Raw genomic sequence first — 22,009 nt, 5'->3', positions numbered from 1 at the left:
CCTTCATTAAAGAAATGATGATTGATATTCTGAATCAAGAAATTTGGACCAATGTAACTTTTGACTTTCAGCATCAATTAAATCCGAATAGTCAATTAATTGAAATTGATGAAGCACTTATGTCTCGTGTTATTCATAACCTACTGTACAATTCTGTCTTGCATAATAAACAACAATGTAACATTAGCATATCTATAAAAAAAATAAATACTACTATACAAATTATCATCAAAGATGATGGAAAAGGTGTCACTCATTCACAACTTTTAACTTTAAATCAAATAAATTTTATTGATTTATCTTCTATTCGTCAAGGTGGTTTAGGACTTAAAATTGTAAAACAAATTATTGAGTTACATCAAGGTAGCTTTACAATTGATAGTCAACCTCATCAATACTTTAAAAATACTATTATTTTACCACTATAAATTAATAATCATGCAAACTTAAAACCACGCACTATTCAAACAGTACGTGGTTTATTCGTTATATTTTTCTAAATTAACTTTACCTTCTCAAAAAATAAAAGTGCTGATGATTTTGTCATCAACACTTTAAATTATAGAAATTTTTACTACCCTTCACTTTGACTTGCTACCAACACATCTAATTGTTTGACCATTGGTGCTAACCAATATTTACCTTGTTTTGTACATTGTAAGATGAATTGTTTATCTTTATAGTCGATTTTCAGTTGGCGACCGAAAGCGAGTGAGGCTTCGAATAATTTTGAACCATCTAATTGATTGGCATTAGCTTCTGAAATAGTAAAGATAACAGACTTATCTTGTTCTTTTATTTGATTAACACCTAATAAAAGGGCTGCTATTTTTAATTCTACAATGGCTAATAAGTCAGCTACGGCTTGTGGATAATTACCGTATCTATCTAATAATTCGTCTCTACATTCATGTAAATCATATAATGTAGTGATGTTTTGTAATCTTTGATAGATTTCAATTTTTTGTTGTTGACTTGAAATGTATGATGATGGGATGTAGGCATCAACATGTAGTTTCATATCTAATTTTGGTGTGGTGATTTCTGGTGCTTCGCTAATATCTTCTTTTCTTTGATCGATAGCTTGTTCTAACATTTGTGCATATAAATCATAACCAACAGCATCAATAAAACCATGTTGTTGCTTACCAAGTAAATTACCTGTCCCTCGAATTGATAAGTCACGCATTGCAATTTTAAAACCACTACCTAATGAAGTAAATTCTTTAATAGCTTGTAAACGTTGTTCTGCGACTTCACTCAATAATTTATCTTTTGGATAAGTAAAATAAGCATAGGCAATACGGTTTGAACGTCCTATACGCCCCCTTAATTGATAAAGTTGTGATAAACCGAAACGATCTGCATTTTCAATAATTAACGTATTTGCATTTGGCACATCAACACCTGTTTCGATAATCGTTGTTGTCACTAACACATCAATATTTCCTTCTATAAAATCAAGCATGACACGTTCTAATTGACGTTCAGTCATCTGACCATGTGCAATTTCTACAACAGTATCTGGAGGTAATAAAGCCATTAATTCCGCACGTTTCATTTCAATATGCTCTACACTATTAAATAAATAAAAGACTTGCCCCCCACGTGCTAATTCACGCATAATGGCTTCAGCAATAAATGTAGCATGAAAGCCCATGACATAAGTTTGTACAGGGTAACGTTCTGACGGTGGTGTTTCAATAACTGATAAATCACGTATACCAATTAGACTCATATGTAGTGTTCTTGGAATAGGTGTCGCTGTTAAAGTTAACACATCTACATTCGCCTTTAATGCTTTTAATTTTTCTTTATGACGTACACCAAAACGTTGCTCTTCATCAATAATTAATAGACCTAAGTCTTTATATTTTACATCATTAGATAATAGGCGGTGTGTACCGACAATAATATCGACTTGCCCTTTAGCCAGCATCTCTAAATCTTGTTGTTGCTGTTGTTTCGTTCTGAAACGACTCATTAATGCAACATTAACAGGAAATTGTCCAATACGCTCGATCAATGACTCATAATGTTGTTGTGCTAAAATAGTTGTCGGCACTAAAATAGCAACTTGCTTACCATCCATCACAGCTTTAAATGCTGCACGTAAAGCGACCTCTGTTTTACCAAAACCAACATCACCACATAATAAACGATCCATTGGTCGTGTACTTTCCATATCTTGCTTAATTTCTTGTACTGAACGCAACTGATCTTCAGTTGGTTCATAAGGAAAATCCGCTTCAAAATCACGTTGTTCTACTGTATCTGCACTAAAAGCATAGCCTTGTGCTTTTTCACGTGCACTGTAAATTTTAATCAATTCATCTGCGATGTCATCTACTGACTGTTGTACTTTACGTTTTGTTTTTTGCCATTCAGTACCACCAAGTTTATATAATTTAGGTGCAGTGCCTTCAGTCGCACCGGTATATTTTAAAACATTAGCCATTTGATTAACAGGCACATATAAAATATCTGTCCCTTGATATTGAATTTTAATATAATCACTATGTATGCCTTGACGCTCTAACGTCTCAACACCTAAATACTTACCAATACCATTAGCTGTATGTACAACATAATCACCAACATGTAATTCTTGATAAGATTTAATTTTTTCAGCATTAGAATAATTTGAGTGACTAGAAGCACGTCGTTTTTTACGTGTATTTTGATTAAATATGGCTTGTTCTGTAATAACCGCTACTTTAGCATAAGATAATGAAAACCCATGAGATAACACATCACCTACAGTTATTACAATGCCACTATCCCCTTCATCCAAACGATACGAAGTAAATTGCATATCCTCTAAAATTTGTACTAAGTTTTTTTGTGCATGTTTTGTTGCTAATTGAATATTAACATAATAATCATGCGTTAAATAATACTCTAACTCTGCTAATAATAAATCATATTTGCCAAATAAATTCTGCCCCTCAATATATTTATAACTAATATGTTCATCAATTGGCATGTCTAATCTCGTTGTTAAATGTGCATAATAATATTTAGTTAATGTTGAATTGCTAACATTTTTCAAACTATTTTGTGCAATGATTTGCTGATCGGCATAGGCTTCTCCCTGTGACATCATCGTCACTAGCCATTCTTGTGCTTGTACTTGATACTGTTGATCTATACTTATAAGACGTGAAGGTTCGTCTAAAATAATAACACTATTGTCTGGGAAATAATCTTGAATCGTCGTTTCTTGTTGATAACCATAAGATAAATAAGGTAATAGCACTTGTTTTTGACCTAAATCATTGACTTGATGCATTAAATTATCCAAATGTTTCATTGCTAATTGTTGTAACTCAGCATCAAAATTAATAAGGGTATGTTGTTGATGATAAGTTAATTGCTTAATGATATTATCTACAATCTCTTCGCTCAATAAATAATCATTAGCTGGACTAATCGTCACATTTTCTATATTTTTTAATGATCGTTGTGAAGTTTCATCAAAAAATCGCATTGAATCAATTTCATCATCAAAAAATTCAATACGAATTGGATGAGATTGAAAAGGTGCAAAAATATCACAAATACCACCACGCAAACTAAATTGACCTAATGAATCTACATGATCTGTACGTTCATAACCCATTGTAATTAACTGACTAGCTAATTGACTAACGTCTAATGTTTCACCTAATTGCAGAACTAATTGTGATTGTTGCCACTGTGATTTAGTCGGTAATAATTGATATAGTCCAGCTAATGGTATGAAATAAATACCTGCTTCTGATAATAACAAACGATTAATTACATTAATACGTGTATACATCTCCTCAGGACTTTTAGTCACCATTTGCGACATAATCAATTCTTCTGCACCATAAATAAAAACATCTGATGTAAAACATAATAAATCTTCAGCTAGTTTCTGAGCATGTAATAGATTTGACGTCACAATAATCATTGGTCGTGGTTGTTGTTGATAAATTGCAGCAATATGTGCTGCTTTTGCAGATTTACCTAAACCCGTCACTAAGACATTACTTTGTTTCAAAATTTTATCTAATTGGCCGTCTTGTTGAATATGCCGAATTAATTGACCTGTCATGCATCTGCCCCCTGTTTATATTTCACCATTATGCGTATTCATAATGTTTAAAAAACTTTTTTGTGGCAATAAGTCTACTATTTCTAAACAATGTGCCAGCACTTTTTCTAAAACTTCTTGTTCTGTTTTAGCAAAATTTTGTAAAACATAATCAACGACTTTCATACCATTTTTTGGACGATCAATGCCTAAACGTACACGTTTAAATTTATCTGTCCCTAAATGTTGAATTAATGACTTAATACCATTATGCCCACCAGCAGAACCTTTTTGACGCATACGTATGTGCCCTAATGGAATATCTAAATCATCATAAAAAACAATTAAATCTTCAATATCAATATCATAATAATCAAGTAATAGTCGCACACATTCGCCTGATAAATTCATATAAGTTAATGGTGTAATTAATAAAAATCTTTCACCATTAATATAAGTAAAAGTATAAACACCTTTAAACTTTGTTTTGTCTAATTGCAAATTATACTGACGACAAATAGCTTCAATAACTAAAAAACCAATATTGTGTCGTGTATAGTGATACTGTTTTCCAGGATTACCTAATCCTACTAATGCTTTCATTTTAACCTCCTCTTATCCAATACAAAAAGGGAGTGGCGAATGCCACCCCTGCCTATTAATTACTAATCAGCACTTATTTATTCAAATAATACACTTAATGGTTCATTGGCATGAATTTTTTTCACAGCTTCACCTAGTAATGGGCCTACTGATAACTGCGTGATTTTATTAATTCTACGTTCTTCTGATTGCTTAATTGAATTAGTAATAACTAATTCTTCAATTGGTGAAACTTCAATTCTTTCAATCGCCGGACCAGACAATACAGCATGTGTACAGCTTGCATAAATTGCTTTAGCACCACGATCTTTTAATGCTTGTGCACCTAAAACAATAGTCCCAGCTGTATCAATAATATCATCAATTAAAATACAAATTTTACCTTCTACTGAACCAACAATATTCATGACTTCAGACACATTTGGTTTTGGTCGACGTTTATCTATAATTGCAATTGGTGCATTCAAACGTTCAGCTAATTTACGTGCACGTGTAACCCCACCATGATCTGGAGATACAACAACAATATCATCAGTGTTCCAACCTTTATCATTGAAATAACGTGCAATAATCGGTGCACCAAATAGATGATCAACTGGAATATCAAAGAAACCTTGGATCTGTAAAGCATGTAAATCTAAAGTCACCATACGTGTTGCACCTGCTTTTTCAATTAGGTTGGCCACTAATTTTGCTGTAATTGGTTCACGACTTCTTGCTTTACGATCTTGACGTGCATAGCCATAATATGGCATCACAACATTAATTGTACTTGCTGAAGCACGTTTTAATGCATCAATCATAATTAATAATTGCATTAAATTATCATTTACTGGTGCAGATGTTGACTGGATAATATATACATGGCAGCCACGAATACTTTCTTCAATATTAATTTGAATTTCACCATCACTGAATGTTTTTACACTACTTTTGCCTAAAGGTATACCCATATGTTCGGCAATTTCTTGAGCAAGCTCCCTGTTAGAGTCTAGTGAAAAGATTTTCAAATTATCTAAACTTTGTGTCATTATATTAGTCCTTTCATACTGTGAAATTGTAATCTACTGTTATCACATATTATAATACATGAATTTGCTTAAAATTTATAGTATTTTATTAACAACAAAATAATTTTTATTATTCTGATTTTTTACTTATAACAAATACTTCTTTTTAAAGGGTGGTAATTTAGCAGCATAGCCTTCTTTATTTTCTTGTTTAGAACGTGCAATAGCTAAAGCACCTTGTGGTACATCACGACTAATTACTGAGCCAGCTGCGGTAATTGCTTCATCTCCAATATTTACTGGTGAAATTAATACTGAATTACAGCCAATAAAAGCATTTTTTCCGATAGTAGTATGGTGTTTATCTTTACCGTCATAATTCACTGTCACTGTGCCGCAACCTAAATTCGTACGTTCACCTACTGTCGCATCACCAACATAAGTTAAATGCGCTGATTTAGCTTCATTGCCAAATTTAGCTTTCTTCATTTCTACAAAATTACCAATACGTGCTTTATCGCCTATCTCACAATTTTGACGTAAGTGTGCATATGGCCCTATCATTGTTTCATGACCTACTGTACTATTCGTAATTACTGAATGCGACACTTTAACACTATTACCTAAAACAGCATTGTCAAAATGACAAGCACCTTCTACTAAACAATCCTCACCAATCACCGTACGACCAAAAATAGTAGATCCTGGATAAATAATCGTATCTGCACCGATAACTACTTCTTTACCGATATATGTATTCTCCGGATCAATAATCGTCACACCATTTAACATATGTTGGTGATTAATACGACGTCTCATAATTTGTTCTGCTTGAGATAATGCTACTCTATCATTAATACCTAATGTTTCATCAAAATCAGCTGTCACATACGCTGTCACAACTTCACCTTGTTCTTTTAAAATACCAATCACATCTGGTAAATAATATTCACCTTGTGCATTATCATTATTTACTTTTGATAAAGTATCAAACAATGCTTTATTATCAAAACAATAAGTACCTGAATTAATTTCTTTAATTTTCAATTCTTCAGGTGAACCATCTTTTTGTTCAACAATTTTTTCTACTAAACCAGCACTATTACGAATAATACGACCATATCCCGTAGGATCATCAGTAATAGCAGTTAAAATCGTTGCTTTAGCTTTCATTTCAATATGACGTTCAATCATTGCATTAATTGTCTCTGATGAAATCAATGGTGTATCACCACAAAGTACTATTGTAATGCCTTCTTTATCTTTCAATAGATTTTCAGCTTGTTTAACAGCATGTGCTGTGCCTAATTGTTGTTCTTGTAATACAAAATGACTAGCTTCACCTAAATGACTTTTAACAGTTTCAGCACCATGACCAACAACAGTCACAACATCTATAACACCTGCTGCTTTAACATTACTTAATACGTGCTCAACCATTGTTGTGCCACATACTTTATGAAGTACTTTATACAACTTCGATTTCATACGTGTCCCTTTACCTGCTGCTAAAATAATTGCATACTTATTCATCATACACTTTTACACTCCTTCTATTTCTGTTAATAATTGTAAACTATTACCTTCTTCTACTGTGAAATCACCTGTAAATTCATCAATTTTAGATAATCTAACTACTGAGGTATAATCTTTAATTAATTTATGTGCAACATCTTTTTCTTCTACTAATACAGCAATCCCTTTAACACAAGCATTAAATTCATCCATTAATGACATCATACCAGAAATAGAGCCACCTGCCTTCATAAAATCATCTACAAGTAAGACGTTCGCCCCTTCTTTTAATGTACGTTTCGATAAAACCATCGTTTCAATTTTACGTGTTGAGCCAGACACATAATTAATTGATATCGTCGTACCTTCTGTCACTTTACTATCACGACGAATGACAACAACAGGTACATTTAATACTGCGGCTACTGCATGAGCTAAAGAAATACCTTTAGTTGCAACAGTGACAATGACATCAATATCTTTATTTTGATAAAGCGTTGCAATTAATTTACCAATTTGTGAAATAATCATTGGATTACCCATAATATCAGACATAAATAGATAACCACCTGGCAATAATCTATTTTTTTGGCGCAATAAATCACAAACATTGTTCACTATATTTTGAGCTTCATGTAAATATAATTTAGGGCTAAAAATCACACCACCCGCAGCACCTGCAATCGTTCTAACATCACCAATATGCGCCAATTCAAAACTATCTTTAATAATTTGAATATCTTCACTAATAGAAGATTTTGCTTGAGAGAATCTCTCTACAAAATAAGATAAAGAAATTAATTGATTAGGGTGTTGCAATAAATAATGTGTCATTACAACAATTCGTTCACTACGTTTCAATTTTGTCATAAACTTCTCCTTCTTCTCCAATAATACGTACCTCCGGTTCTAATAACACACCAAATTGTGACTGCACGACTTTTTGTACATGATTAATCAATTGAATATAATCATCACACGTTCCATGATCTACATTAACCATAAAACCTGCATGTTTCGTTGATACTTTAACACCACCTATACGATAGCCTTGTAAATTAGCTTGTTGAATTAAAGCACCTGCAAAATAACCCGTTGGACGTTTAAAAACAGAACCACAAGAAGGATATTCTAAAGGTTGTTTACTTTGACGTTTTTCAGTTAAATCAGCCATAATCGCTTTAATATTTGTAATATCACCTGGCTTCAAATCAAATGTTACTTGTAACACAATTGATTGCTCATCTTGAATTTTACTATGACGATAACTAAAAGCTAAATCATCACTATGATATGTCACAATTTGACCATTTCTTTGTACTACTGTCACGGCTGTACAAATATCTTTAACTTCACCACCATAAGCACCTGCATTCATATAAATGGCACCACCTATAGAACCTGGAATACCACAAGCGAACTCTAAGCCAGTCAATCCTTTTTGACAAGCAAACTCAGATACATCAATAATTGCAGCACCACTATCAGCGATAATTTGATGACCTTGTTGGTGTATATTTTGTAAACCTAATAAACTCAATACAACACCACGAATACCACGTTCACTAATTAAAATATTAGAACCATTTCCTAAAACTGTTAGTGGAATTTGTTGTTCATCACAATATTTAACAATACTAATTACATCTTGTGACTGTTTAGGTACCATATAAACATCTGCATTACCACCCGTTTTAGTAAAAGAATATTTTCTTAAAGGCTCATCAAAATAAATAGCTGTATCGATGAGTTGTGCAGCAAATATTTTAAATTGTTCTCTATTCATAACATCATCCTTTCTCCTGATTTGCTTTCTGTAATAATTGTTGAATGAATTGTTGTTTTTTAGCATTATATAATTTAATTTCTTTACCATGTTCAATAATCAATTGTTGTTTATAATTATGATACATTTCACGATAATTTTCATCATGAATGATTAAATGATGAAATTGTAAATGTTGATAATAAAGTTCGCTATCTTGTTCGACAATATGCAATTGATGTGACTGCGTTAATTGATGCCATTCAGCAAACTTAGCGTAGAGTAATTTTTTAACTAAATGTCTATGAATTCGATAATAATTATGATAATTCATGCGTTTTTCATCTAAATTAGTCACATCATGTAAAGTTTTTAAACCGATAAGAATATCAACTATCGGGCGACCTTGTAATATCTCATGTGCGGTACTCCCAATATGATGCATGGAACAAATTGGCATGTCAGGAATATTTTTTAACAATTGGCATTGGTGCAAAAAATCTTGATAGCATTGTTCCGTGTCATGTGTTTCATATTTGATTGCTGAAATTAATAAATTATTCATTTTCAAATACCTCAATCATTTGTCTCGCCCACACAAAATCAATTAACTCAAAATCATGACTCTCTAACCATCTATCGGCGTAAGTTTCTTCAATGATTTTGACAATGTCATGATCAATCGCAATATCATAGTGTTGTTGCTGATCATCCTGATAACAAAAACATAATTGATTGTCTTGATTAAGTTCAATTCGACCACTTGTCACAAGATGTGGCGCAATTTGAGATTGAATTTCTGCAGCAATGACTTCTTTCGCAATGTGATAAACACGATCATCTAAACGATGATAAAATAATTGTAAACATTCTGATAAACTCACAAAATCAGTAACTACTCTCAAATGATATGTGACACTTTCTTCTATATCTTCAAACAAATCATACTTTAATGTTTTTTCATCGCCAGGTTGATAAAATGGTGCCAAATAAACTAACAATTTTTCTTGTTGGTCATGATAAATACAAGGATATATTATCTCTAATGGTTGATGACAAAAGATGCAACTTGGAGAAAATAATGTACGGTTTAATACTTGTTGTTTTAAATGTGGCATTGCTTCAACATCAATATGAGGATAAATCGTAATTGTTTGAGAATTTTTACATGATGAACAAGTCACTCGTTCTTGTCGATACGACATCATTATACCCTCTCTTTCGTAATATATGTTAATTATATCATAGAAGTGAGCCGATACAATAGCGAACGTTCGTTAATCACTAATTGATTGAACAACTGTGTAGAAATCGTTATAATAATAACAATAAATAAAATGGAGGTTTTTCAGTGATTTATGAACAAGCACCTGCAAAAATAAATTTAACTTTAGATACTTTATATCGACGAGAAGATGGGTTTCATGAAGTTGAAATGATTATGACGAGTGTAGATTTAATTGATAGATTATCTTTTGAACCATTAGCACAAGATAAAATAGAATTACATTGTGACTCAGCCTACATTCCATCTGATCGACGTAATCTCGTCTATCAAGCTGCTGAATTATTAAAACAAACATTTAATATCAAACAAGGTGTTAAAATTAATTTACAAAAAAAAATACCTGTGGCCGCTGGTTTAGCAGGTGGTAGTGCTGATTGTGCTGCAGCATTTCGTGGTTTAAACAGATTATGGCAATTAAATCTAACATTAGATCAACTTGCAGAACTAGCTAGTCAATTAGGGAGCGATATTCCCTATTGTATTTATAATAAAACAGCTTTATGTCAAGGACGTGGTGAAAAATTAAAATTTCTAAGTGCTTTACCTAATGCTTGGTGCATCCTAGCCAAACCAAATATTAGTGTATCGACTGCCGAAATATATGGTGCTTTAAACTGTCAACAAGCATCTCACCCTAATACATCTCAAGCCTTAACTGCTATTGCAAACAAGGATTATAAATTACTATGCCAATCATTAGGTAATAGTTTAGAAAGTGTCACATTGACGAAATATCCACAAGTTACTCAATTAAAACAAATTATGACAAAAGCAGGTGCCGATGCTGTATTAATGAGTGGTAGTGGTCCAACAGTTTTTGCTTTAGTTCATCATGAAAATCAAGTCAGAAGAATTTATAATGCGTTACGTGGTTGCTGCCAAGAAGTATATGCTGTTAGATTATTAAAATAAAAGATTTCCATATTTTGGAGATCTTTTTTTCTATTTACAAACACTTCTAATCATGTTATTTTATTGTTATAAATAATAATCATTACGTTTTATAGGAGGGTCTATCATGTTATCTACTGATTTTCAACAAGCTTATCAAACAATTGAAAATATTAATACAAGATTAACTATTGAAGAACAACAATTAAGAAAAACGTTAATCGAACAATTAGTTGCTATCTATCCATCACCTTTAAAGTATGATCAAAAATATCACACTTTACTCCACAAACATATTTTCACATTAGATGATAACAATCATATTATTAATCTTTATCCATTTTCTATGTCTAAGACAAATAAACAAGTACATCTAGAACAACATCCGACACCTTTTTTTGCTATGTGTGCAATAGATGCCATCGGCATAAATTTTACATACCATCAAAATTTAATTATTGAAACACAATGTGAACTAACTAAAACACCCATTCAAATTAATGTAACTACTGATAAAATCAGTACCTCAAATAACACACCTCATATTTGTGTATTACATACAGACCTATCAGATATTTCTGATTGGGCTAACACTTGTTGTAATCAAATGCATTTTTTCATTAATGAACAAGCACTCCAACAATGGATAAAACAATATGGTTGCTCTAGTCAAACTTACTATCAACTGTCATTAGAGCAAGCACACCAAATTGCCAAAAAATTATTTTATACAAAATAAAAAATCGTCTAACTCAATTGAGTTAGGCGATTTTTAAAATAATTATTTTACAGCACTTGTTTTTGGTAAAGCTTTTTTAGCTACAGCTTTTGCTGGCGCTGCTTTTGATGATACTGCAGCTGCTTTAGTTGTTGCTGCTGCTTTTGCTGATGATTTAGCTTCTGCTTTCATTTCAGCTTTTGCTTCTGATTTAGCTTCTTCTTTTGATTCAGCTTTAGGTGTGTAAGCTTGCTCACCTTCGTGGTTTTGATCAAATCCTTGGAATTTGAATTCATTTGGGTTTTTGTCAGCTTGTGCTGATTCTTCTACATAAGTACCACCGTTTTCAACGATTTGGTTTTGGTTTAAGAATTTTTCAGTTGCTGCTTTTTCTTCTGCTGCTTTTGCTGCTGCCGCTTTTGCTGCTTCTTCTCTAGCTGCATCTTCTTTATCTGCTTGATTAAATAACGCTTGAATGCTGATGTCATTACCTTGCACTTGCTCATCTGCAGCGTGTACATAAGTTGTTACTGCGCCTAATGATAATAATGATGCTAAACCTACTGTTGCAATTTTTTTCATAATATAATACCAACTTTCTCTTTTTATAATTCTTAAGATTTCCTTAAGATATTTTAATTATAAACCCAATCTTTAAATTTTGTCAATAATAAATATCTTTTTGTAGTAAAATAACATATAGTTATCAAATGTAAGCACTATATATGATTAATACAGATAAATAAGATTGCTAGTTGCTTACAAGTTATTTAGATATCTTTTGAAGTAATTTTACAACATCTTCTACTTGTATATATAAACTATAAATTCCTCCATTTACTGTATGCCATTCACTTGCTTCTGTAATACGATAGTGATTATTTTTAATTGCCGATAAATCTTGCATATATTGTGCACTTAATATTGTTGTTATATTAGATTCATGTTCTTCAACGGCATCATCAACAATAATAACACTGGTCGGTTGATACATCGCAATATTTTTATCAAAATTCAAGATAATTTGTTTTTCTTTATCTATTTGTTGTTGTCTATTTGCTACTACTTGTTCATCTTCAGTGGCACTTTCTCTAGCTATCATGATTTTTTGATTAGCTACTTCCTCTGTTTGTACATCACTCACTGGTTCTATTTTTAAATCTGTGCTATAAATATTATCTCCCAATCCTAATTGCTTTAATAAGTCATTATATTCTGTCGTTAAATGAATATTATAGCCTTGTATATTTATCACAGCTAGTTTAATATCTTTTTTATCAAAATCACGAATATAAGCAACATCTAAGTCAATATTTTTAAAATATGTTTCGTACAAAGATGCCTTATTAAAAATATCACCCAACAACTGACTTTGTTGACGTAAAGACGTTAAATAATTTTTATTATCAATACCCGTATAAATGATTTTAGCTTGCGGTGCGGCTTGTTTTAACTGTTGAATAGTTGCTTCATTGCACTCATTATTACCAATAAAAATAACTTCAGGTGCTAATTTATTAATCATCTTAAAATTAATTTGTTCATGATTACCTACTGAAATATATTGTGACTTAGAAAATTCTCGACGCAAACTTTCTGGTAGTTGCTTTAACTTAGTTTCATCAGCACGTATACCAACAATTTGTTGATAAATATTCACTGCATATAATGAATCTAGTGTTGCCATATCTAACACAATGACTTTATTAGGCAATTTAGCCATTCTAATATGCTCGTTAACAGGTTTGACAGAACCATCTGCTAAAATCATGTTATAGTGCTGATCAAATTCTATGTAGGCAGTTGGTTGTTGTACTGATGATGAGACAGGTTCAACTTTAGACATTGACTGACACCCCATCAATAAACAACTCACTAAGCCACATGAATATATTAACTTCTTCATTTTTATATACTCCTCTTCGACTATTTTTATTTATTTTATCACAGTATATAAACAAATGGGATACTTTCTCTATCTTAACCAACCTTGTTTTCGTGCATAATTCACTGCTGTCAAACGATTATCAGCGTTCAATTTATTCAAAATAATAGAAGTATAATTACGAATAGTGCCGTGAGATAAAAACATTTCTTGGGCAATTTCTTGATTAGTTAAGCCCTGTTCAATATAACCTAAAATAATTTGTTCTTGCTTCGTTAAAGGATTATTCTGATTCATCATAGACACTACTAATTCAGGTGAATATTCTTTTTGACCTGCAAGTACACGATGTAAAGTTGTCATTAATTCTGTAATACTACGTTCTTTTAAGACATACGCATCGACATCTGCATTAATCGCACGTTCAAAATAACCTGGTCGTTTGAAAGTTGTCATAATAACAACTTTAATATGTGGCTTATTTTGTTTAACCCATTCTAAAACATCTAAACCACTCAAATAAGGCATCTCAATATCAACTAAAGCAATGTCCACATCATATTTTTGTAGATCACTAATTGCTTGTTTACCATCAGCACTCTGATAAACTTTTTCTACATCATTTTGTAATTGTAATAATTGCGATAAGGCATCCCTTAACATCTGTTGATCTTCTATAATGATTAAATTCATCTTATCCCTCCACTGGCATTACTATTTCAATTTGAGTTGGTTTCGCAAGTGAGACAATAGTCATTTGTCCTTGATGTTTAGCTAATCTATCACGTATACTATGTAATTCATTGCCTCTCACTTGATTAAATCCACAACCATTATCTTCAAATAACATCACAACTTGTTTATTTTTTTCTAATAAACTTATGTGGCACACACTCGCGCCACTGTGCTTTAATAAATTATTAACTAATTCTCTTAAAATCATTGATAAACTTGCTTGTTCTGCCATAGATAATTTATTAATGTCATATTGATTTTTAATCGTCAATTGAATATTGACTAATGTTAGCATTTCTTGAATAATTTGTAATTCATCTGATAAAGTTAGTTGTTTCATATTATGAATAATTTCACGTACCTCTTTCATAGATGTTTGTGTAATATGACGTAAATCATTCACTTCTTTCAAAGCAAGTTCATATTTTTCTGTTTGTAAATAAGTGGCAACTAGCTCACTCTTAATAGTTAATGTAACAAAAACATGCCCTAATGTATCATGTAAATCTTGACTAATACGCTGACGTTCATGATCTGCTAATAGTAAATTTAATGATTGATTACGTTCTCTTAATGTTTTTTCTAATTGTGTACGTTGCATATTACTTTTTAAAATCACATGACTTAAAAAGATAAACATACAAATAATTGTCACTTGTAATATCTCGAGTAATGTTAACTGTAAATAAATTAACACGATATATAACACGACAATCTCTAAATAAAATATTATCCAATAGATAGAACGATAAGTATGCTTAGAAAAATGAAAAGTTAAAACATTTATTTGAAACATTAGAAACATTGACATATTCAAGCCAGTATAACTACACCAAATAATATAAGCGCCCATCATCAACCATGAAAAATAACTCAGCCATTTATTTGATACATTCAGTACTGTTAAATACGCTATTACAAATAAAATTGTACCTATCACAATCCATACATAATTCGATTGTTGATATGTCGTTAATATAGGTAATAATGTAAATACTAAAGTAATATAATACATCTTATTCCAATGTTTAAACATATAACTTCCCCTTATTTAATTTTTTTAATAGCGTAAGTGATAATGATACTTAAAACACTATAACCTAATAATATAACGATTGATAACAAATTAATAGTTTGATTCATTAAATAATGCGTTACTAGATTAACAACATGATAAGATGGCGTCCAATGACCAATTGCTTGTAACCATTTAGGAAAAATCTCTAGTGGAAACCATAGACCGCCTACAATACCTAATAACATATAAGATATATTACTCACGATGGCTAATGTTTCATTTGATGAAATTAAAGTTAATACAATACCTATACCAATCATACAAATACTACCAAATAATAATAAAATAACTATCATCAACCATTGTTGACCACTTAAATGAATATCTTTCAACCATCGACCTACAACTAATACTATGTCAATCGCCACGAAGAAATTTAATATTAAACGTAGCACTCGCACAATATAATATTGTACTAATGTTACGGGTGTATTCATTAAACGTTTTGTCCATTGTGTTTGTTTATCTTCTAATAATGAAGCTGGAAATGTAAAAATTGCAAAACTCATACTAGAAAAAGCAGCCATTGAAATCAATGTTCTAATTAGTGACTGTTGATCAAATTGCCATATATTAGTAAAGAAAATGAAAAATCCTAATGGCATCCCAATCCCTAAAATAATACTCATTTTATTACGTTTACTTAGCAACCATTCTACTCTCATTAAAGCTTTTATATTATTCATGTGCTGACTCCTTTATATTAAATAATGTATTCAATAATGTTTGACGACTAATTTCCATATCTTCTATTGTGCAGCCCGCTTCAGTTAACTGCTGATAAATCTCTCCAACACGCTCGGTCATAAAACTAATATGATCACTATGCACCTCAATATGTGTTGCTTTATTATAATTCATTACTACTTCCTTAAATCTGATAGGTACCGTTATTAATTTCATAATATTTGCTTGACGCAAATGATATACCGTATCATGATGTACTAATTTACCTTTATTTAATACCACTACATAATCTGCTGTATGTTCAATTTCTTCTATATAATGTGAAGTATATAAAATTGTAACACCTTGTTTTTTTAACGCTTCAATAATTTGCCAAAAATGTAGACGTGTATTAGTATCCATTGCTGCCGTTGGTTCATCTAACAACAAAATTTTAGGGTGACCTATTAATGTTAAAACAAATGACAATAATCTTTTTTGCCCACCCGACAGATGCGCCACAAATTGTTTTAACTGTTGAGAAGTAAATTTTAATAATTGTTTTATACTATCTTCTGACAATGGTTTTGGATAAAGCGTACGATAAAAATGAATTAATTCTTGTACTGTTAACTTATCAGTTAAAATATTATCCTGCATTAAGACACCTAGTTGACATTTTAATTGTGCCGACTGTGGTACAGTATTATTTATTAAAATATGACCATTATCTACTGAAGCGCCCAACAAACAATTCATTAAAGTTGTTTTACCTGCACCATTTTCTCCTATTAACGCCACACATTGTCCACGTTTTACTTCAAATGATATATCCTCTAATACTTTCTTTTTATCAATACTTTTACTAACTTGTTGAATACGAATCATAATAGCCCTCCTTAAGATAGTTTTATTATCTCAAATTCGTTTGAGCTAGCCTAGATGACTTTGTCACGACTCAATATGACAAAAGTCATAATAAAAAAGCCTAGACATCTGTCTAGACTTATTCAAAACTATCTATGGTTGTTGTCACTTCATTCAGTGTACTCGTATCATCACGCTCAATCGCTTGAATATTTAACAATTTACCACGAATACCATCAATATAATAATAGGCTACTTGCCCTTTTTTACTCACCACTTCAACACGCCAACTCGGGCTTAAAATTTGTGTATCTCGATTCGGTATAGAAGTAAAATAACCTAATTCTGTTCGCACATTACTATACTCCGGCAGTAAATTTGCATTCCATAAAATATTAATGGCTTTTTCAGGTACGACAATCGGATGTTCTAATTTTTTAGTTGTCACTTCACCAAGCATACTTTGCGTATAACGAACAATTTTATTATATTCTATATGAAAAATTAATTGGCCATAATCATTATTAAAGACAGGTGATTGATTAAGTAACTGTTCATAAATGATTTTATTACCTTCACGTTTAAAAAACTGATATGTTTCACCATTCACGACATAGCGTGAAATATATTCATCTAATGCTAAACGTGTTGTCTTCTCATTAGTATAATTAATTGTCTGTCCAATCATCACTTCTAAGAGTTTGTTATCTTCACTTATCGTATAACTATCTCCCGGACCAATCTTATTATTTAAAATAGCTATTGTAAATGTCGTCGGTTGTGCGGTAATATACGAAAAATTATTAATATCTATATTAGACGAACTATATTTAATATTTTGATTAATTAAACGTTGTTCTAAACTATCTACATTTTGTTCTTTTAAATGATTTGCATGATAAATATTTTTAATAATTAATCCTAATAGAAGGCAATCTAATATTAAAAAGATAACAATAAAAATAGATAATGCTCTACGCCAATTCATCGTCACTTCCTCCTATTCTTGATTAATTATTTCATTATTATCATCTATTAACGAAAGTGTTGTATCTTCTATTTTTACCCATTGGTTTTGATAATAATAATACCAAGTAGGTATTAAATCATATACCGCCTTATTTGTATCAACATGTTGTAATTCATAACCTAATGCTATTTTATAAACTTGAGTTCCATCAATACCTTGTGCTTGTATATAATTAATGACTTCATCTGGCGTTAACAAATGATACTTACTGTTAGATTCATCATATAATACATCTAAAATGAAATTACTACGATTATAACTGTACATATCTTGGTTTTCACCAACTACCATCGTAATTTTACTAATATTCCCTTCACTACCAAAGACTGGAATATTATTATAAAAATAACGATACTCTATCAAAGATTTATCAACTATCATCCCGGAATATAAATAGTTTAATGTATGTCCTTGGTGTTGAACTAGAAAATTCAAACTATTACTAATTAAATCATCTGGCGTCGCCTCACTTAATCTATTAATCGATGGATTAATATAACTCATCGTATTATTTTTATTATCTAAACGAATCAACGCCGCACCATTATTATACTCTACAATATCAGAATTTTGTTGCTGATTAATAGTATGTGCTTTAAAAAATACTTGAGATTTTAAATGATTCAAATTAAAATCTTGCGTCGCTATTTTTAAAGGTTTAATAACATCTACATTACTCGGTAATGCGAACATACGATTCTCTAAATATAATGCTGTATAAGATGATAAATTAAGTAATGACGTCATTTTTCTTAATTGTTGATCAATATCAGGTGTGGCCTCACTCATGACTTGATACAATTGATTAGTAATTTTATGATAAAAATACATAGACTGCGTTGTATTATTATTGACCACTAAAATAGTATCAAAATTAATTTCATCTGAAACATTTCTAAATGTCATATGATAAATATCAGCCAAAATATAATGACTAATCGCGCCAGGAAATTGATATTCAAATACTTCACTCTCATTATAAATATCATTAACATTTATTTTATCCGTTACATCTTGTACATCAGATATCACTAAGCCTTCAAGTTTTTTACTCACACTTGCTACATCATCGATATTCGTTGTGCCACTAGTAGATTGGTACTGATAACATAAAAAAGTAGTTGGTCGAATAACTTTTTGATAATCTTCTGTTTGTGCAACTTTAACAGTCGTTTCATTCGTACGATTATCCATCGTCATCATAAAACGACTCCCTTTTAACAAGACATAACTAAATACTTCACTCAATACAACTAAAATGACTAATAGTATAGATAATTGTTTTATTGTTAATTTTGATAACATTATAGCCACTCTTCCTCATCTATAATATTTTTCTCACAAGGCAACATTACAAAAAGTGTTGTTCCGAAATTTTCACGACTTTGCGCCCAAATTCTACCTTTGTGTGCATCAACAATATCTTTCGAAATCGCTAGTCCTAAACCAGTTCCACCCATGCTTCTCGTACGTGCCTTATCCACACGGTAAAAACGCGTAAAGATTTTTTCAAGATTAGCTTTTGGTATACCGATTCCTTCATCTTTCACACTAATTGATACACGATCATGTTGGAAGTTCGTACGTGTACGTATCGTAATATGTTTACCATTTGGTGAATATTTTATCGCATTCGTTAAAATATTATCAAATACTTGAATCAATTTATCTGGATCACCTTCTACAAAAACAGGTTCATTTAAAATATGACGATGGAAAATTTTGTCATTATCTGTTGACATTTCAAAACGATCGATGACACGATGAATTAATTGATTAATATCTACAAACTCTTTTTCAAAATGTTCCATATTTCTATCCATTTTTGATAATTGTAATAATTCTTCAACTAAACGTATCATACGTTCTGTTTCAGTATAAGTAATTTCTAAAAATTTAGGTGCAATATCCGGTTGCTGCCAAGCACCACCTACTAATGCCTCAATATAACCACGCATTGTTGTTAACGGTGTACGTAATTCATGTGACACACTAGATACAAATTCTCGACGTTCTAAATCAATTTTCTCTTGTTCAGTAATATCATATAATACAACTATATAACCAGTAACTAGATCATTATCATCTAAAATCGAACTAAATTCTACACGTAAAATCAAGTCATCATGTTCTTGTTGTAAAATAATCGGCTCATCTTGTGAAATAATATCATCAATTTTTTTATTAGCAGCTTGTCCAACTAATAATAAAGCAGAAGTACCGATAACTGGACGTTCACCTAGATTAAGTAACTCTCTTGCACTAGCATTAATCAAACTAATACGTCCTTCTGTATCACAAGCAATAATCCCATCACCCATTGTTGTGATAATGGCTGCCAATTTTCGTCTTTCTTCTTCAATATTGCTCTGTGCTTCTTGTACACGCTCTGATAATAAATTAAATGTTGTACTCAATTGTCCTAATTCATCATCTGCATCTTTAACAATCACACGTTTAGAAAAATCACCCGACACCATGGCTTTAGCTTGTGTTTGAATTTCTTTAATCGGTTGTGTAATTGTTCTTGCTAAAAAGAAACCAATAATTGTCGTCGCAATAATCGCTATAAATGTACCGATAATAAAAATATTATTAATCGCATCTATATTATCATATACTTCCTGAATATTTGCAGTGATATAGATAACACCTAAAATTTTACCTTTATCATCTTTAATAGCTGACATACGTGTATAAATACTTTTATTAGTTTGATGATCTATTGTCACCTTATCTATATTTTCACTTGTCGCTAATACTTGTTTAATATTATCATCATTCGTTAAATTTAACGTACCTGTATTATAATCAATTGTATTATTTTTAGAAGCAATGACTAAGCGATCAACACCGATAATGTTAATAGATAAAATATTTGTACCGTTTGTTGAAAAGTTATTTAAAATCTGATTAACATTTTTTTGTTGCGTTGATACATTTCTATCTTTCAACATTTCTTCTCGCACTAACGTAGCCAATAAGCGTTCTTGATTCTGTACAGTAATTTTAAATTGCTCTTGATTACGTTCATTCAATTGATTATTAAAATAAATACCAATAATTTGCATACCAATAATAATCACTAGTAAATAAATAATAATAAAACGAAATTGAATTGATTTTAATTTTTTAAACCCATTTCTCCACATTAGCTTATCCTAATCTTGATCAGTTACAAAATAACCTACACCACGACGGGTCATAATATAGAAAGGTTGGGATGGATCATCCTCTACTTTTTCACGTAAACGTCGAACTGTTACATCAACTGTACGCACATCACCAAAGTAATCATAACCCCATACTGTTTGTAATAAATCTTCTCGTGTTTGCACTTGCCCACGGTGTTGTGCTAAAAAGTAAAATAATTCAAATTCACGATGTGTTAATTCTAATTCTTCTCCTTTTTTTCTCAACATATACTTATCAGGATAGATTGTAATATCTCCAATTTTTATTTCATTTGTTTCTTCTTTTGATGCTTCATTATTATCATTATAATGTCGACGTAAATTAGCTTTAACACGTGCAATTAATTCTCTCGTACTAAATGGTTTTGTAACATAATCATCTGCACCTAGTTCTAACCCTAAAACTTTATCAATTTCTGAATCTTTTGCTGTTAACATAATAATTGGCATATTATATGTTCTACGTAACTCACGACATACTTCCATACCATCTTTTTTAGGTAACATCACATCTAATAATATTAAATCTGGTTTAGCCTCATTAACTTTTTCAATTGCTTCTACCCCATCGTAAGCACAACGCACTTCAAAACCTTCATTCTCTAAATTAAATTGCAAAATATCTGCAATCGGTTTTTCATCATCCACTACTAATATTTTTTTATGACTCATACTTTTAACTCCTTTCAAGCATATTTATAACT

General features: G+C 31.1%; 21 protein-coding genes. 3 read left to right on the top strand and 18 right to left on the bottom strand.

The window, feature by feature from the left end; translation table 11 throughout:
* The first annotated feature begins 17 nt into the window (after window positions 1-17).
* Window positions 18-428 (top strand): sensor histidine kinase, encoded by a 411-nt coding sequence (locus AC5EAH_RS02275; protein ID WP_493493130.1) that lies wholly within the window; start codon window positions 18-20, stop codon window positions 426-428.
* Window positions 429-574: 146 nt separating this feature from the next.
* On the opposite strand, the gene mfd is transcribed toward AC5EAH_RS02275, so the two are convergent.
* From mfd to AC5EAH_RS02235, 8 genes are all read right to left on the bottom strand, one after another.
* The gene (gene mfd, locus AC5EAH_RS02270) at window positions 575-4,081 is read right to left on the bottom strand and encodes a transcription-repair coupling factor (RefSeq protein ID WP_493493129.1); all 3,507 of its coding nucleotides are present in this window, start codon (window positions 4,079-4,081) and stop codon (window positions 575-577) included.
* 15 nt (window positions 4,082-4,096) lie between these two features.
* A complete protein-coding gene (gene pth, locus AC5EAH_RS02265; protein WP_493493128.1) occupies window positions 4,097-4,663 on the bottom strand; it encodes an aminoacyl-tRNA hydrolase in 567 nt (188 codons plus the stop codon).
* A gap of 77 nt (window positions 4,664-4,740) precedes the next feature.
* Window positions 4,741-5,694 (bottom strand): ribose-phosphate diphosphokinase, encoded by a 954-nt coding sequence (locus AC5EAH_RS02260; protein ID WP_493493127.1) that lies wholly within the window; start codon window positions 5,692-5,694, stop codon window positions 4,741-4,743.
* Between the two features lie 126 nt (window positions 5,695-5,820).
* Window positions 5,821-7,209: a bifunctional UDP-N-acetylglucosamine diphosphorylase/glucosamine-1-phosphate N-acetyltransferase GlmU gene (gene glmU / locus AC5EAH_RS02255; RefSeq protein WP_493493126.1), complete on the bottom strand. Its 1,389-nt coding sequence runs from the start codon at window positions 7,207-7,209 to the stop codon at window positions 5,821-5,823.
* Window positions 7,210-7,215: 6 nt separating this feature from the next.
* Window positions 7,216-8,058, bottom strand: coding sequence for a pur operon repressor (gene purR, locus AC5EAH_RS02250; protein WP_493493125.1), 843 nt, complete (start codon window positions 8,056-8,058; stop codon window positions 7,216-7,218).
* On the bottom strand, window positions 8,039-8,974 hold the full coding sequence (gene murB / locus AC5EAH_RS02245; protein ID WP_493493124.1) for a UDP-N-acetylmuramate dehydrogenase: 936 nt from the start codon (window positions 8,972-8,974) through the stop codon (window positions 8,039-8,041). Before murB ends, purR begins: the two co-directional genes overlap by 20 nt.
* A gap of 4 nt (window positions 8,975-8,978) precedes the next feature.
* The gene (locus AC5EAH_RS02240) at window positions 8,979-9,518 is read right to left on the bottom strand and encodes a GrpB family protein (protein ID WP_493493123.1); all 540 of its coding nucleotides are present in this window, start codon (window positions 9,516-9,518) and stop codon (window positions 8,979-8,981) included.
* Window positions 9,511-10,158, bottom strand: coding sequence for a CpXC domain-containing protein (locus tag AC5EAH_RS02235; protein WP_493493122.1), 648 nt, complete (start codon window positions 10,156-10,158; stop codon window positions 9,511-9,513). Before AC5EAH_RS02235 ends, AC5EAH_RS02240 begins: the two co-directional genes overlap by 8 nt.
* Before the next feature lie 146 nt (window positions 10,159-10,304).
* Between AC5EAH_RS02235 and ispE the strand changes: the two genes are divergently transcribed.
* Both ispE and merB read left to right on the top strand, forming a co-directional pair.
* Window positions 10,305-11,153 (top strand): 4-(cytidine 5'-diphospho)-2-C-methyl-D-erythritol kinase, encoded by an 849-nt coding sequence (gene ispE / locus AC5EAH_RS02230; protein ID WP_493493121.1) that lies wholly within the window; start codon window positions 10,305-10,307, stop codon window positions 11,151-11,153.
* Between the two features lie 106 nt (window positions 11,154-11,259).
* Window positions 11,260-11,871 (top strand): organomercurial lyase, encoded by a 612-nt coding sequence (merB, locus tag AC5EAH_RS02225; RefSeq protein WP_493493120.1) that lies wholly within the window; start codon window positions 11,260-11,262, stop codon window positions 11,869-11,871.
* A 42-nt stretch (window positions 11,872-11,913) separates the two neighbouring features.
* On the opposite strand, the gene AC5EAH_RS02220 is transcribed toward merB, so the two are convergent.
* From AC5EAH_RS02220 to yycF, 10 genes are all read right to left on the bottom strand, one after another.
* Window positions 11,914-12,432 carry a hypothetical protein gene (locus AC5EAH_RS02220; protein WP_493493119.1) on the bottom strand — a complete coding sequence of 173 codons (519 nt, stop codon included), beginning with the start codon at window positions 12,430-12,432 and terminating at the stop codon, window positions 11,914-11,916.
* Window positions 12,433-12,616: 184 nt separating this feature from the next.
* Window positions 12,617-13,756 (bottom strand): ABC transporter substrate-binding protein, encoded by a 1,140-nt coding sequence (locus AC5EAH_RS02215; protein ID WP_493493118.1) that lies wholly within the window; start codon window positions 13,754-13,756, stop codon window positions 12,617-12,619.
* Window positions 13,757-13,825: 69 nt separating this feature from the next.
* Window positions 13,826-14,428: a response regulator gene (locus AC5EAH_RS02210; RefSeq protein ID WP_493493117.1), complete on the bottom strand. Its 603-nt coding sequence runs from the start codon at window positions 14,426-14,428 to the stop codon at window positions 13,826-13,828.
* Window position 14,429: 1 nt separating this feature from the next.
* Window positions 14,430-15,506, bottom strand: coding sequence for a sensor histidine kinase (locus AC5EAH_RS02205; RefSeq protein WP_493493116.1), 1,077 nt, complete (start codon window positions 15,504-15,506; stop codon window positions 14,430-14,432).
* Between the two features lie 11 nt (window positions 15,507-15,517).
* On the bottom strand, window positions 15,518-16,234 hold the full coding sequence (locus tag AC5EAH_RS02200; RefSeq protein WP_493493115.1) for an ABC transporter permease: 717 nt from the start codon (window positions 16,232-16,234) through the stop codon (window positions 15,518-15,520).
* Window positions 16,227-17,102 (bottom strand): ABC transporter ATP-binding protein, encoded by an 876-nt coding sequence (locus AC5EAH_RS02195; protein WP_493493114.1) that lies wholly within the window; start codon window positions 17,100-17,102, stop codon window positions 16,227-16,229. Before AC5EAH_RS02195 ends, AC5EAH_RS02200 begins: the two co-directional genes overlap by 8 nt.
* A 118-nt stretch (window positions 17,103-17,220) precedes the next feature.
* A complete protein-coding gene (gene yycI / locus AC5EAH_RS02190) occupies window positions 17,221-18,069 on the bottom strand; it encodes a two-component system regulatory protein YycI (protein ID WP_493493113.1) in 849 nt (282 codons plus the stop codon).
* A gap of 12 nt (window positions 18,070-18,081) precedes the next feature.
* Window positions 18,082-19,416, bottom strand: a complete 1,335-nt coding sequence (gene yycH, locus AC5EAH_RS02185; RefSeq protein ID WP_493493112.1) for a two-component system activity regulator YycH — start codon at window positions 19,414-19,416, stop codon at window positions 18,082-18,084.
* Window positions 19,416-21,263, bottom strand: a complete 1,848-nt coding sequence (locus AC5EAH_RS02180) for an ATP-binding protein (protein ID WP_493493111.1) — start codon at window positions 21,261-21,263, stop codon at window positions 19,416-19,418. The genes yycH and AC5EAH_RS02180 overlap by 1 nt, the downstream gene beginning before the upstream one ends.
* A gap of 9 nt (window positions 21,264-21,272) precedes the next feature.
* Window positions 21,273-21,977 carry a response regulator YycF gene (gene yycF / locus AC5EAH_RS02175; RefSeq protein WP_493493110.1) on the bottom strand — a complete coding sequence of 235 codons (705 nt, stop codon included), beginning with the start codon at window positions 21,975-21,977 and terminating at the stop codon, window positions 21,273-21,275.
* Window positions 21,978-22,009 lie beyond the last annotated feature (32 nt).

It is taken from the genome of Staphylococcus sp. B1(2026) (assembly GCF_058895785.1).
Note: the sequence above shows the minus strand (reverse complement) of the source record. Positions and strands in the feature narration are given on the sequence as shown.

Coding starts and splice junctions, on each gene's coding strand:
- AC5EAH_RS02275 (WP_493493130.1), top strand. CDS start 18: ATGATTGATATTCTGAATCAAGAAATTTGGACCAATGTAACTTTTGAC.
- mfd (WP_493493129.1), bottom strand. CDS start 4,081: ATGACAGGTCAATTAATTCGGCATATTCAACAAGACGGCCAATTAGAT.
- pth (WP_493493128.1), bottom strand. CDS start 4,663: ATGAAAGCATTAGTAGGATTAGGTAATCCTGGAAAACAGTATCACTAT.
- AC5EAH_RS02260 (WP_493493127.1), bottom strand. CDS start 5,694: ATGACACAAAGTTTAGATAATTTGAAAATCTTTTCACTAGACTCTAAC.
- glmU (WP_493493126.1), bottom strand. CDS start 7,209: ATGATGAATAAGTATGCAATTATTTTAGCAGCAGGTAAAGGGACACGT.
- purR (WP_493493125.1), bottom strand. CDS start 8,058: ATGACAAAATTGAAACGTAGTGAACGAATTGTTGTAATGACACATTAT.
- murB (WP_493493124.1), bottom strand. CDS start 8,974: ATGAATAGAGAACAATTTAAAATATTTGCTGCACAACTCATCGATACA.
- AC5EAH_RS02240 (WP_493493123.1), bottom strand. CDS start 9,518: ATGAATAATTTATTAATTTCAGCAATCAAATATGAAACACATGACACG.
- AC5EAH_RS02235 (WP_493493122.1), bottom strand. CDS start 10,158: ATGTCGTATCGACAAGAACGAGTGACTTGTTCATCATGTAAAAATTCT.
- merB (WP_493493120.1), top strand. CDS start 11,260: ATGTTATCTACTGATTTTCAACAAGCTTATCAAACAATTGAAAATATT.
- AC5EAH_RS02220 (WP_493493119.1), bottom strand. CDS start 12,432: ATGAAAAAAATTGCAACAGTAGGTTTAGCATCATTATTATCATTAGGC.
- AC5EAH_RS02215 (WP_493493118.1), bottom strand. CDS start 13,756: ATGAAGAAGTTAATATATTCATGTGGCTTAGTGAGTTGTTTATTGATG.
- AC5EAH_RS02210 (WP_493493117.1), bottom strand. CDS start 14,428: ATGAATTTAATCATTATAGAAGATCAACAGATGTTAAGGGATGCCTTA.
- AC5EAH_RS02205 (WP_493493116.1), bottom strand. CDS start 15,506: ATGTTTAAACATTGGAATAAGATGTATTATATTACTTTAGTATTTACA.
- AC5EAH_RS02200 (WP_493493115.1), bottom strand. CDS start 16,234: ATGAATAATATAAAAGCTTTAATGAGAGTAGAATGGTTGCTAAGTAAA.
- AC5EAH_RS02195 (WP_493493114.1), bottom strand. CDS start 17,102: ATGATTCGTATTCAACAAGTTAGTAAAAGTATTGATAAAAAGAAAGTA.
- yycI (WP_493493113.1), bottom strand. CDS start 18,069: ATGAATTGGCGTAGAGCATTATCTATTTTTATTGTTATCTTTTTAATA.
- yycH (WP_493493112.1), bottom strand. CDS start 19,416: ATGTTATCAAAATTAACAATAAAACAATTATCTATACTATTAGTCATT.
- AC5EAH_RS02180 (WP_493493111.1), bottom strand. CDS start 21,263: ATGTGGAGAAATGGGTTTAAAAAATTAAAATCAATTCAATTTCGTTTT.
- yycF (WP_493493110.1), bottom strand. CDS start 21,977: ATGAGTCATAAAAAAATATTAGTAGTGGATGATGAAAAACCGATTGCA.